The sequence below is a fragment of the Ochrobactrum sp. RH2CCR150 genome (assembly GCA_014138095.1).
GTDB lineage: Bacteria > Pseudomonadota > Alphaproteobacteria > Rhizobiales > Rhizobiaceae > Brucella > Brucella gambitense.
The window spans coordinates 1-12529 of record JACGXE010000020.1 but is presented as its reverse complement, the minus strand read 5'-3'; the positions used below and the strand labels follow the sequence as shown (position 1 = coordinate 12529).

Sequence of the window (12529 nt, the reverse complement as noted above, 5' to 3'; positions counted from 1 at the left end):
ACCTCACGCCTTTTCCGGCATCTGCGTCAGGGCAGACGCGATCAGCCCCGAAAGATGCACCGCGGAAGCCACACCGCCGAAGGGGTGGAACTGGTTCAGCCAGGCAACGCGTTTGTTGCGTACGGGCGCGAGCAATTTCCACATGGTGTTTTGTTGCAGCGAACGCTCCGTCTGGAGCCGTTGCGATGGAATATCGACCACCAGAAATGCCGCATCGGGGTTGTCCATCAGCCGATCGAGACCGGCGCGCGCCATGCCGGTTCCGTTGACCGGCCCTGTCCATAGATTGGCCAGGCCGAGCTTGCGCAGCACGGCATCTGGTAGCGTACCCGCGCCATACATGGTCATCTCGCGCCCGCCAATATCGGGCAGCATGATCCCGACAGGATGATCGTGCCCGGCAAGCTTTGTCCGCGCCTCGGCAAAGCGGTCCTCTGCCATTTGCGTAATCGCATCTGCACCGGAACGCGGCACGCCGCACAGTTGGGCCACGCGGTTGAGAATATCGACGGCAAGCTGATAGCGCTCAACATTGGGGGTAGTAATGCTTGGCACCAGCTCCACCCGCGCCACATCCGCGATGCGCGGTGTCATGACCATATTATAGTCGGTGGCGATGATGAAATCGGGTCGCAATTCTGCCAACGCTTCGAGATTGATTTCCCAGAATGGGCCGACATCGGCAACAGTGTCGGGCAAGACCGGCGACGCCATGCGCTGACGGTAAAAACTTGTGTCAGAGAGCCCCACCGGCACGATGCCCAAAAACAGCATGGCTTCTGCCGCCGCCCAATCTATCGACACAATGCGCGCTGCATCCCCTGCCCGTGCCTGATGCAGAAAGCCGGAAGGCCCCGCGCAAAGCGCGAGGCCCGATCCCGACAACAAGCCGAGTAATATCTGGCGACGGGTCAGCAAAGCATTCGCCTTAGAAACTGACCTTCACCCGGCCAATGACCGAGCGACGGTCGCCTTCATAGCAGCTCACGGTATCTTCGCAGGTCGTGAAGTACTTCTTGTCGAAGAGGTTCGTCGCATTGAGCTGGAAGGTCATGTCCTTGTATTTGTAACTCACACCGGCATCGACCAAGGTGCGGCCATCAACCTTGACCGTATTGGCCTTGTCACCATAGCTGGAGCCGACATAACGCACGCCGCTACCAAGGCTCAAACCTTCCAAAGCGCCGCTGTTGAACGTGTAGTTGAGCCATGCCGAGGCCTGATGCTCAGGCACCATTGTGGACTGCTTGCCGATATAGGCGACGGCGTCTTCGGTGATTTCGGTATGGGTGTAGGTATAGGACCCAATGAAGTCCCAGCCATAGGAAAGGTTGACCTTGCCTTCCAGCTCCAGACCGCGCGAATGGACTTCGCCGGTTGCCTGCGGACCATCGAGATAGCTGTAGGAAACCACATTCGACTTCACGATGTCGAACCATGCCATCGTGAACAGGCCGTCGAATTCCTTCGGCTGGTATTTGACGCCTGCTTCCCACTGACGCCCTTCCGATGGGTCGAAGGTGTTGCCGCTATTGTCCGTCCCGAGATTTGGAACGAAGGATTCCGAATAGCTGACATAAGGCGCAATGCCCCAAGGCGTGACATAGGTAATGCCTGCACGACCGCTGAACTTACCGATATTCTGATCCGTATCGCTGTCATCGAGACGATTGTGGTTGTCGAGATTCAGCCAGTCATAACGACCGCCGAGCGTCACGATCCAGCTGTCGTTGAACTTGATCTGGTCCTGCGCATAAATGCCGGTCTGATTGTATTTCTGGCGATAGCTCTGGGTCAGTGTCGTCGGCACGGCGATGGGAATGCCGTAAGACGGGTTGAACGGATTGAGACTTGGCGCCGGATCGCGATATTGCGAGACGTCGGAGTCGGAATAGGAATAGTCGAGACCGAACAGCGCTTCATGCGCGATATTGCCGGTTTCAAATTCGGCTACTGCCTGATTGTCCACGACGAAGCCGCTCATATTCTCGTCGAAACGACGCGCCTGCCGGGTAATCCCCGTTGGTCCAAGACCAAGCGCCAGCACATTGTCGAGAAGGAAGCTGACCTGACCGTAACGCAGGTTCTGCTTCAGCGTCCAGGTGTCGTTCAGATGATGTTCGAACTCATAGCCGATGCTGCCCTGCTTCTGCACGCTTCTGTTGAAGTCGGGATCGCCGACCAGAATATTCGGGGAGTTCGGATAAAGATTGCTGATCGTGGCAGGCAGAACGCTGCCGCCGCTGTCGTCACGCAATAGTTGGCCGGAAACAGTCAGCGACGTGTCGGCATCCGGCGCCCAGGTGAGCGACGGTGCGAACATGTAGCGGTCGTCCTTGACCTCGTCGCCATTGGAATATTCGAACTGCGTATCGCTTTTGCGCACCACGCCGATCATGCGATAAAGCAGTGTCTTGTCTTCATTGACCGGCCCCGTCAGATCGACGCCAAACTGCTTGCGGTTATAGCTGCCATATTCCACCGAGGCTTCATGAAAGGCTTCGGCCTGCGGCTTCTTGGTGACGCGATTGACCAGACCACCCGCATCGCTCTGGCCATAGAGCGACGACACCGGGCCGCGCAACACTTCAATCGAATCCAGCTCATAGGGGTCAGTGCGGAAGAAGGTGTAGCTGTTGGAGAGCTGTCGCAGACCATCCTGATAGGAACTGGTGGACTGGGCGTTGAAGCCCCGCATCAGGATCCAGTCATAGCCCTTCGGGTCGGGGCCATAGGTTTCAATGGTCACGCCCGGCACATAGCGCAGGATTTCCGTTACGCTCTGGGCATTCTGGGTTTCGATCTGCTTGCGGCTGACCACCGAAACCGACTGCGGCACTTCAATCAAGGGCGTATCGGTCTTGGTTGCGCCTCTGGAATTTTCGACCACGACGCTGCCCGACGTATCGCCCGCTGTTGCACCTTGCAGGGTGATCGTGTCGAGAAGCAGCGAACCGTCCACAGCCACGGCTCCCGTATCACCTGCTTGCTGGGTGGAAATGGTCACGGTGTTACCGCGAAGGCGATAGGAGAGGCCCGAGCCGGACAGGATGCTGTTCAACGCTTCCGAGCGGGTGAGCGAGCCTTTCGCACCGGACGAGTTCTTGCCGCGCACGATATTGGCATCGTAGAAAAGCTGGACGCCGGTATTGTTGGAATATTGCACCAGAGCTTTGGACAAAGGCTGGGCGGCAATATCGAAGGAAATGCGCTGCACCTGTTGCCCGGCACCTGCCGCCTGCGCCCAGACCGGGCTTGTCGCAAACGAAGCGGCGGCAACCAGCGCGCTTGCTGCCAGAAGATGCAAGGATAGCTTCGATTTGAGAAGAATAGCTGCGCGTCCCTGGCCAATCCCTGTCTGAATCCCGCTCGTCTTATCCACGCGCATGCTGCAATCCCCAATGTCTGACACCCCCGCCGACGGGCGAGAAACTCCGTTTCATGGCGGCCGCCAAGCAGCCCCTCAGATGGTTAGACACCTCGGAAGCGCAAACTAATGATCGGACTGGAAAATATTTTTGATAATTTTTGTCAGGTTAACGTCGCGTGACGACTGTTACCCAGCCGGAAGCGTTCATAACCTTGACGGGAAGGGTTTCCGCAATGGTGGCAAGCGCCGCTTCCGCATCGCGCGTATCGAAAATCGCCGTTACTGGCATATTGCCGATTTCAGCATCGGTCAGGAAAATCCTACCCCGGCGATAACGTTCCAATTCCGTCAGCACACGGCGCAGCGGCACATCTTCGAAGATCACGCGGTCATTGCGCCATGCTTCGACAATCTGACTGTCGGCGCGGTGCGGCGCGGCGATAGTGTCACCTCCGAACGTCAGCTGCCAGCCTTCGTCGAGCCGCACCGGCGCGGTATCGCCAAAGGCCACCGACACCGCATGTTCAACCACGGAAACGGTAACCGCATCTTCGTCCAGCTTGACATCGAAGGCCGTGCCCAGCGCGGTGATGGTGCCGCCTTTGGCGGAAACTACAAAAGGGCGCGCCGCATCGGCAGCAACCTGAAAAAAGCCCTGCCCCTGATGCAGCACCAGATCGCGGCGCTTGTCGGAAAAATCGACCGAAAGGGCGGAATAGCTGCCAAGCACCACCGTGCTGCCATCGGCAAGGGTAAAGCTGCGGCGCTCGCCCACACCAGTCTTGTAGGTCGCAAACAAACCAGGGCGCGACAGCATATAGGCGCCCGGCGCCAACACCAGCGCCGCAAGCCCGCCCAGAACGACCCCACGCCTGCTGACGCGGTTCGAGCCCTTGTACCTGTCATATTCGGGTTTTACAGCATCGAAACGCTGCCACAGGACTTGCGCACGCTCATAAGCAACACGGTGCGCCGGATCGGATGCCATCCAGGTCGAGAACGCGCGCCGGTCATCAGCGCTGACGGCGGTATCCTGCAAAAGCACGAACCATTCCAGCGCCTTCATGAAAACCGGGTCGGTCTCGAAATCCTTCATGCCTGTCCACAACTGCCTTGGCTCTTCCTAGGCGGAGAGCCGTTTGTCGAGTTCGGCTAGAGCCGCCACAATCTGGGTTATAACCGTATTGCGCGAAATTCCCATACGCTCGGCAACTTCGTCGTAAGTCAGGCCTTCGATCCTGTTGAGGACGAAAGCCTCACGGCGACGTGGCGGCAAGTCTGCAATGGCCTGCAAAAGACGGCGCAGCTCGCTGCGATAAAGTGCAGTGATTTCCGGCGAAGGCGTGCTGTCGGCATAACGCTCCGGCGCGTCATCTTCAATCTCCACATCGGAGCGGCGGCGCGCATCGCGCAGGTGATTGAGAGCCAGATTGCGTGCGGCGCGTTTGACATAGGCCGCGCCCGGAGCACCATCGCGTGAGCCGTCATCCGGCCGCGACAGCATGTTGAGAAAGGCCTGCTGGACGACATCTTCCGCGGTCGCCGTATTGCCGACGATGCGCCGCACGAAAGCGCGCAGACCAACCTGTTCGCTCTCGTAAAGTTCAGTCAGATCCCACAGCCGTGAGGTCATTCTATCGCGATCCCCGCAGACATATTGCTCTGCATCGGCAATAGCGTTTCGCAAAATCTCATGCAATCACAGTGATTTAGAAGTATTCCAACGAGTCAGATAAAATCATGTGTTGAATAGTCATGTTTTTACAAACAAAACATAGGCTTCCACTGATAAGCCAGCGTTCCATCAGCCTGCGAACAGGGGCTGGACAGCCAAGCTTTCCAAACCGCATGTATCAAAAATATCACATTTTATAGGGAACTGCGGCGCGCCAGGAGCGCAATGAAGCAGGCCCCACCCAGAAGCGAGGCGAACAGGCCGAGCGGCAGGTTATAGGGGAAGGCCACCATCCGCGCGAGCCAGTCTGCGCTGACCATCATCAAAGCACCGATCAGCATGGATGCCGTCAGGAAGCGCTTCGGCGTATGCAGGCCGACATTGCGCGCCAGATGTGGAGCAATCAGCCCGACAAACGAGAGCGGCCCAACCATCATGGACGCGATGGCCGTCAGAAGCGCTGCAATCAGCACGATCACAAGACGCGGCAGGATGAGCGAAAGACCAAGACTCCGCATTGTCACCGAACCGAGCGGCAGAATATCGAGCCAGCGCGACAGGGTGAGCAGAAGGGCAAACCCCGCCGCCAATGCGATTGCCGCCAGCCAAAGCTGCATCGGCGTCGCCTGCGCGCCGGTGCCGCTTAACCAGCCGAGCAGGACAAAGGCCTGTGGAGAGCCGGTTGCAATAATGGCTGTCAGAATGGAGCTGACCATCGCGCCAAGTCCGACACCGGCCAGAAGCAGCTTTTCAGCGCCGAAGCCGCTGCGCGCTGCAACGGCCAGAATGAAGATCAGCGCCAGTACCGACCCGATGGAAGCGCCGAACCATTGCATGGACAGGCCCGCAACCGGCAGCAGCAGAACCACCGCCAGACCGCCACCCGCACCAAGGCCGACGCCCAGAATTTCCGGACTGGCGAGCGAATTGCCGGTCATGCGCTGGAGAATGGCCCCGGCCAATGCCAGCATACCGCCCGAGAGCCCGGCCAGAGCAAGCCTTTGCAAGCGCCAGTCGAAAAGCGCGTCGAACAGTTCACCACGGGCAAGGACAAAACCGTCCTGCCCCCGACCGAGACTGAGCGTAATGGCAGCAGCAAGTAGGACAAGTACAAGCAGAACGGCGAAGAAAAGCCCCGTGCGTTTCAGGCGAACCGCGTTCGTTTCGCTCTGACCGGCTGGCCATTCGAACATGCGCAGACGCGGCAGCATCCACAGCAGCAATGGACCGCCAAGCAGTGCGGTCGCAGCGCCCACCGGCAGGCGGTCGCCGGTGACAGTTTGCAACAGGCTGACACAGCCGTCAGTCAGCCAGAGCAAAACTGCCCCAATGGCAGGTGCTACGATCAGCTTTGTTTTGAGACGCCGCGCGCCGGACAGCTGCGCCAGCGTGGGTGCGACCAGACCGACAAAGCCCAATATGCCAACCTCGGCGGTGATGCTGGCCGCCAGCCAGACGGCAATGGCAATCACCAGAAGGCGGCTTGCCGCCAGCGACAGGCCGAGACTGCGCGCATTGGCATTGTCGAGCGCCAGCAATGTCAGTGGGCGCAGCAGGAAGAAGGCAACGCCGCCGCCGATCAGAACCCGAAGGCCAACTGAAACGCCCGGCCCCCAGCTTTGCTGTTCCAGCGAGCCGCCACCCCAGACGAACAGTGAAAAGACATATTCGCCATTGGCCAGAATGAGCGCCGTGCTTGCCGCCGTTGCGGTCAGCGAAACGATCATGCCGCAGAGAATGACAGAAGCCGGTTCCAGCGAGCGTTTCCAGTTGAGCCCCAGCACCAGACTGACCGCTGCCAGACCGCCCACCAGTGCCAGCCATTCGCGGGAGATCAACGCCACAGGCAGATAGAGCATGCCAGCCGTCATGGCGAACTGCGCCCCGGCAGCAATGCCGAGTGTCGAAGGTTCGGCGAGGGGATTGCGCAAGACCTGCTGCAACAGCAAACCCGAAAGCCCAAGACCTGCCCCGCAGATCAGCGCCATGGCATTGCGCGGCAGAACGGTGTCGAATGCAATGACCCGATGCAGCGCCAGTAATTCAGGCGAACTGGCAGGGGCATTCAACGCACGCGTGAACTCGAAGGCGGCCATAAGAGCCGCGACAAGGGCGAGCAGCCCCCAGAACAGGATCGGCTTGATGCCTGCAAATCTATTCTCCGTCATAGGCTGGCCTTCCAGTATTCACGGAGAAGCTGGGTAAAGCGGCGTGCCGCTGGCAGTCCGCCGAAATGGTCGAGCGGTGGCAGGAACAGCACGCGCTTATCACGGACGGCTGGCAGCGCATTCCATAGGGAATTCTGCGGCAAACGATAGAGCGTTTCGGGATCGGTCGGGCCGATGACCACGATGGATGCGTCCGGCGTTTGGGCCAACTGCTCCAACCCCACCGGCGCTGCGGCTGAATAGCTTGTGTCCTGCGCCCACGCATTTTCGAAACCAAGCCGAACCAGCACGTCGCCAAACAGACTATCGCGACCAAATGCGCGAAAATGGCGGGCATCACCCAGACTGATGACGAAGACCTTATGCCCGGAAGCTGATGCGAAATGCTGGCGCGCCTCGGCAATCTCGCGCGCGACCGTCGCAACAAAGGCGCGGGCTTCGGCAGCCAGACCGAGCTTTTCGCCAAGGTTCAGTGTCGCCTCTTCCAGCATTGCATAGGGCGGTTGACCCGCGCTGTAGACAGTCGGCGCGAAGACCGGCGCAATGCGTTCAAGGGCTGCACGCTGATATTCATAGAAGTTGGACGCGACGATCAGATCCGGCTCGATCATGCGCAGCAGCTCGAGATTGGGTGCGCCGCGCAAACCGAGATCGGCGACACTTTCCGGCACCACCGGTTCAAGCTGCATCTGCCGGTACTGGCGCAGTTCTGACGCTGCTGCCGGCACAGCGCCGATGGCCAGCGCGGTCTCCAGCATGGCCCAGTCGATCACGGCAAAATGCGTTGATGCGGCATGGGCCGAACGCAGTGCAGGCGCCACGAAAAGGGCGCCTGCAAAACCGAGAACCGTGCGACGGGTGACTGTCATGACGGAACGCGCGGCCAGAACCGGCGCATCACCACTTGGTGTGCACCTTGAGCAAAGCCTTCCTGCCTTCGCCATAACCGCAGACATAGACGCCCTGACATCCAGCGACATAATCCTTGTCGAACAGATTGGTCACGTTGAGATCAATGCCCCAATTATCCTTTTCGTAGCCGAGTTTCAAATCGGCAAGTGCCACAGCTGGCACCTTGAGCGTGTTCTGCTCGTCGGCATAGGACGAACCGACATAGCGCACGCCGCCGCCGAGCGTGACGCCCTTGAGCACGCCTTCAGGCACCTTGTATTCGACGAAGAGCGAAGCCTGCTGTTCCGGCAGAAGATAAGGGCGCTTGCCGACAAGCGATTCATCCGAAGCGTTTTCCTTGACCTTCAGATCATAGGCGGTAACGCTCGCAGTGACCTTCCAGTCGTCGGCAACATTGGCCTGCACTTCAAGTTCGAAGCCGCGCGAATTAACCTTGCCAAGCTGTTCGCGGGCAAAGCTGGAACCGGTCAGCGAGTTTTCCTTGGTCAGATCAAAGAAGGACGCGGTGATCAGGCCGTCGAAGAATTCCGGACGATATTTGACACCCGCTTCGTACTGAACACCAGTTTCAGGCTTGGCATAGCTGCCGTCATACAGGGTCTCGATGATCGGATTAAAGAAGGTCGCGGCGCTGACATAAGGCGTAATGCCGTTTTCAAATTCGTAGCCGAGACCCGCACGACCCGAAAAACGGCCCGTGTCATATTCGAAGCTCGGCAGACCCGAAGCCTCGGTCCAGACATGATCATAGCGACCGTTCAGCGTCAGTATCCATCCATCGCCGAATTCCATGCGGTCCTGCGCATAGACACCCACCTGATTACGACGCAGATCCTGATCGATATAGGGATCCCACATCGGGCCCTGCGGCTCACCGTAAACCGGGTTATAGGCGTCGATGATCGTCGCGCCGCCGGTCTGCTGCATCTGGTCGATGCGGAAATACCGGTACTCCGCGCCGAACAGCAGATTGTGGTCGATGGCCCCGGTCGTCACCTTGCCTTCAAGCTGGTTGTCGGCCTGGAAGGTGTTTACCGTCGTATCGTGCTTGAAGTTGATGCGAGACAGATACGGATTACCCGCCGTCGGCTGATCAAGGAAACCGTCATATCCATATGGATAGAGGCTGTGCTCCTTCACATGCGCAAAGCCGTAGCGGACGTTCTGGCGGATCGTCCAGTCACTGTCGAATGTATGTTCGAACTCATAGCCGATCGATAGCTGCTCGCGGTCATAGGAATCGACATCCGGCTCGGTAAAATTGGCCTTGCGCGAAATCTTGCCGAACTCTGTCGGCACCACCGTGCCATAGTAAGGCAGAAAGCCGCCATCATGTGTCAGGTCGAGATGAGTATAGTTGGCCAGAATGGTGAGGCTGGTCGATTCATCCGGCTTATATTCGATGCTCGGCGAGATGACGCCGCGAAATTCCTTGGAGAAATCCGTGTAGTTGTCGCCGCCCTGAATCTTGCCATTGACGCGGTAATTGACCGTCTCCGTTGCCTTGTCGCCAATGTCGAAGCCGAGATAGCCATTGCCATAGCTGTTGATGCCTGCCTCGAGATAGCGCAGACGCTCTCCGGTCGGGCGCTTGCTGATATAGTTCACGATACCGCCCGGATTGGCGCCGCCATAAAGGGCGGATGCCGGGCCGCGCAGGACGTCGATGCGCTCGATCCCGAAACTGTCGATGAAATAGCCGCCGAAGCCGTAGCTGAAATTCTGCAACCCATCGAGATAGGTGCCGTTGGCCGTCGCATCGAAGCCGCGAATGTAAAGCCAGTTGGTGTCGTTATCGACGCCGAAAGGCTGCGCCAGCACGCCGGGCGTATAGCGCAAGGCTTCGTCGATCTTCTGCGCGCCGAGCGCATCCATCTGATCGCGACCGACAACCGATACGGATTGCGGGATCTTGTCGATTGCAACACTGTCTTTCGAACCGGTGGTCGTCGCACGCGGGACAAAGCCCTTGACCGGTCCGAGAGCTTCGGCGCGCGTGGTGCCGCCATTGCCATCCGACTGGATGACAACCGTGTTCAGCTCGAGGGGCTTGGCGGCTTCCTGCGCAAATGCAGGAATGGCGGCAAGCGCGGTACCGCTTGCCAGCAGGACGAGAAGATTATGCTTCATCGACGGCATATGATGTGACCCCTCAAAGGATAAAAACGCGAACCTTCACAGGCTCCCGCGACCCCGCAGACGGGCTCGTTAATATGAGTGCTTATATCAAGATTATGCGGCGGGATTGTTCATTCTTCCGCCAAATTGAACGATTTTCAGCTCATCTCAGCGCGCGGTAAAAAAGCAATCGAGACTGTTGCGATATTACAATTGCTGCTTCAGCCAAGCGGCAGGTGTAGTGCCGGTCTGTTTCTTGAAAACACGGGTGAAATGGGCCTGATCGGAGAACCCGACCAGCGCCGCAATATGCGGCAATGGCGTGTGCGCCTGAAGCAGCAGCACTTGCGCCCGCGCAATGCGCCGCTCCATCTGCCAGCTGTGCGGCGAAACCCCAGTCGATGCCTTGAAGGCGCTGCAAAAATACGTCTCCGACAAGCCTGCCAGATCGGCCAGTTCCTGCAAGCGGATAATGCGCGCGTAATTATCCTCGATGAAATCGGTCACGCGCCGCAGCCGCCACGGAGAAAGCTTGCTCGCCCCCGCCCGCGGTTGCACTTCCGCTCCAAACAATTCCGCAACCAGCGCGTTGATCAGGCCTTCGCCATAGAGATCGTGCAACGGCGCATTGGACAGGCACTCCTCCGCCATAAGCCCGCCGATCTGTTCAATCTTGGTATTGGAAAACAACAGTCGTGGACGCTCAATCGCAGCTCTGTCGAGCGCACCGCCAAAGCGCTGCTGAAGCGTGTTGATGTCCAGATGCAGATCGAGATGCTTGAGCTTGCCCGGCCTTGCACTCTCGCTCCAGATCGTCATGCCCGCCGGAATATAGCAGAGGCGCGACGGGTTCACGCCTTGCGCGACCGCACGCCCCTTGCTGCCGGGACGGATATCGAGCGCGCCCTGACTTTCGCAGACGAGAAACAGGCGTGGCGCTTGCGAAACATATTCGCCGCGCGCGCCGGGACCGCATTCGACAGACCACACGTCGGCAATCGCGCCGTTCCAGACGCGATAATGAAGATCGTCAAGCAAAGTGACGTCTTCGATCCGGCTTTTCATATGCGGATGGAAACCCAACTGATCTTTCCCAAGGCCACGATTGCGAGCATTTCCTGCACATGCGAGACGGCTTTGCGTTTTGACATGCTCAAAATATGTATAACTCACTCATGTTTTTGTGGCAACTTTCGAAAAGCCGCGTTATTGCATGGCTTCCATCTGCCAAAAGGACAGAGATTGATGACTTCCAACTTGTTCGAACTTGAGAATGTCAGCTTTTCGGTTGCCGGGCGCACCTTGTTGCAGCCCCTGACCATGTCGATACCGGCAGGAAGCGTGACGGCTTTGATCGGACATAATGGCTCCGGCAAGTCGACGCTGCTCAAAATCCTGGCCCGACAGCAGCTCGCTTCGGGCGGCGCAATTCATTTTGCCGGCAAGCGTCTCGACCAATGGGGCGACCGCGAATTTGCACGCAAGCTTGCTTATCTGCCGCAGCAAACGGCATCCGCATCGGGAATGCTGGTCAAGGAACTGGTCGCGCTTGGTCGCTATCCGTGGCACGGCGCATTGGGCCGGTTTGGCGAGACCGACCGGGCCAAGGTGGAAGAGGCTATCGAGCTGACCGGCATCGCACCCTTTGCCGACCGGCTTGTCGATACGCTTTCCGGTGGTGAACGCCAGCGCGTCTGGCTGGCCATGCTGGTGGCGCAGGATGCGCAGTGCCTGCTTCTCGATGAGCCGACATCGGCGCTCGATATTGCCCATCAGCTCGAAGTTCTGTCGCTGGTACGCAAGCTGTCGCAGGAAAAGGAATTGAGCGTTTTCATCGTGCTGCACGATGTGAACATGGCCGCGCGCTTTTGCGATTCCATTTTTGCGCTGCACAGCGGCCGCCTGATCGCCCAGTCGACACCTGAAGGCGTGATGGAGCCCAAGCGGCTACAAGAGATTTACGGCGTGCCGATGGAAGTCATGCGCCACGCCGCAACCGGGCATCTGATTGCCGCTCCTCTCTAGTCAGAGCTGCTGACCTGCAAGGTAACGTTCCAGTGTCTCGGTCGTACCATTCTGCCAGATTGCTTTCAGTGCTGCACTGAATGCGGCGACATAGGCAGGATTGGCAGCAAGCGCCCCGAAAATATCATCCATGGAAAGCCACGCAGCCGGATCGGCCTTGGCAAGCGCTGCCTGTTTGGTCAGGCGATCCCATGACGGATCATTCGGCTCGATGACCGCCCCGCTGTCCGTCGTGCCATAGCAGTAGCGGCACCAGAGAGC

Annotated in this window: 9 protein-coding genes and 1 pseudogene; 1 reads left to right on the top strand and 9 read right to left on the bottom strand. The window is 58.6% G+C overall.

All coding sequences use genetic code 11. The features are described from left to right. Positions 1–3: 3 nt before the first annotated feature. The 8 genes from FHW03_RS23660 to FHW03_RS23625 all read right to left on the bottom strand — a co-directional run bounded on the left by FHW03_RS23660 (position 4) and on the right by FHW03_RS23625 (position 11326). Entirely contained in the window at positions 4–918 is a 915-nt protein-coding gene (locus tag FHW03_RS23660) for an ABC transporter substrate-binding protein (RefSeq protein WP_377515601.1), read from the bottom strand. 10 nt (positions 919–928) lie between these two features. Then, the gene (locus FHW03_RS23655; RefSeq protein ID WP_182522889.1) at positions 929–3388 is read right to left on the bottom strand and encodes a TonB-dependent siderophore receptor; all 2460 of its coding nucleotides are present in this window, start codon (positions 3386–3388) and stop codon (positions 929–931) included. 148 nt (positions 3389–3536) lie between these two features. After that, positions 3537–4466: a FecR family protein gene (locus FHW03_RS23650; protein WP_182522888.1), complete on the bottom strand. Its 930-nt coding sequence runs from the start codon at positions 4464–4466 to the stop codon at positions 3537–3539. A 27-nt stretch (positions 4467–4493) separates the two neighbouring features. Next, positions 4494–5003 carry a sigma-70 family RNA polymerase sigma factor gene (locus tag FHW03_RS23645; RefSeq protein ID WP_182522887.1) on the bottom strand — a complete coding sequence of 170 codons (510 nt, stop codon included), beginning with the start codon at positions 5001–5003 and terminating at the stop codon, positions 4494–4496. A gap of 236 nt (positions 5004–5239) precedes the next feature. Next, positions 5240–7213 (bottom strand): Fe(3+)-hydroxamate ABC transporter permease FhuB, encoded by a 1974-nt coding sequence (gene fhuB, locus FHW03_RS23640; RefSeq protein WP_182522886.1) that lies wholly within the window; start codon positions 7211–7213, stop codon positions 5240–5242. Next, the gene (locus FHW03_RS23635; RefSeq protein WP_182522885.1) at positions 7210–8082 is read right to left on the bottom strand and encodes an iron-siderophore ABC transporter substrate-binding protein; all 873 of its coding nucleotides are present in this window, start codon (positions 8080–8082) and stop codon (positions 7210–7212) included. The genes fhuB and FHW03_RS23635 overlap by 4 nt, the downstream gene beginning before the upstream one ends. 28 nt (positions 8083–8110) lie before the next feature. Beyond that, on the bottom strand, positions 8111–10264 hold the full coding sequence (locus tag FHW03_RS23630; protein WP_182522884.1) for a TonB-dependent siderophore receptor: 2154 nt from the start codon (positions 10262–10264) through the stop codon (positions 8111–8113). A 186-nt stretch (positions 10265–10450) separates the two neighbouring features. Continuing rightward, on the bottom strand, positions 10451–11326 hold the full coding sequence (locus FHW03_RS23625; protein WP_182522883.1) for an AraC family transcriptional regulator: 876 nt from the start codon (positions 11324–11326) through the stop codon (positions 10451–10453). A 162-nt stretch (positions 11327–11488) separates the two neighbouring features. On the opposite strand from FHW03_RS23625, the gene FHW03_RS23620 reads away from it, so the two are divergent. Further along, positions 11489–12268, top strand: a complete 780-nt coding sequence (locus FHW03_RS23620) for an ATP-binding cassette domain-containing protein (protein WP_182522882.1) — start codon at positions 11489–11491, stop codon at positions 12266–12268. On the opposite strand, the pseudogene FHW03_RS23615 reads toward FHW03_RS23620, so the two are convergent. Next, a pseudogene (locus FHW03_RS23615) lies at positions 12269–12529 on the bottom strand (mannitol dehydrogenase family protein); the annotation flags it as partial.

Bases quoted from the DNA above. Each gene is read 5' to 3' on its own strand.
- fhuB (WP_182522886.1), bottom strand. From the start codon at position 7,213: ATGACGGAGAATAGATTTGCAGGCATCAAGCCGATCCTGTTCTGGGGG.
- FHW03_RS23655 (WP_182522889.1), bottom strand. From the start codon at position 3,388: ATGCGCGTGGATAAGACGAGCGGGATTCAGACAGGGATTGGCCAGGGA.
- FHW03_RS23635 (WP_182522885.1), bottom strand. From the start codon at position 8,082: ATGACAGTCACCCGTCGCACGGTTCTCGGTTTTGCAGGCGCCCTTTTC.
- FHW03_RS23650 (WP_182522888.1), bottom strand. From the start codon at position 4,466: ATGAAGGATTTCGAGACCGACCCGGTTTTCATGAAGGCGCTGGAATGG.
- FHW03_RS23620 (WP_182522882.1), top strand. From the start codon at position 11,489: ATGACTTCCAACTTGTTCGAACTTGAGAATGTCAGCTTTTCGGTTGCC.
- FHW03_RS23645 (WP_182522887.1), bottom strand. From the start codon at position 5,003: ATGACCTCACGGCTGTGGGATCTGACTGAACTTTACGAGAGCGAACAG.
- FHW03_RS23630 (WP_182522884.1), bottom strand. From the start codon at position 10,264: ATGCCGTCGATGAAGCATAATCTTCTCGTCCTGCTGGCAAGCGGTACC.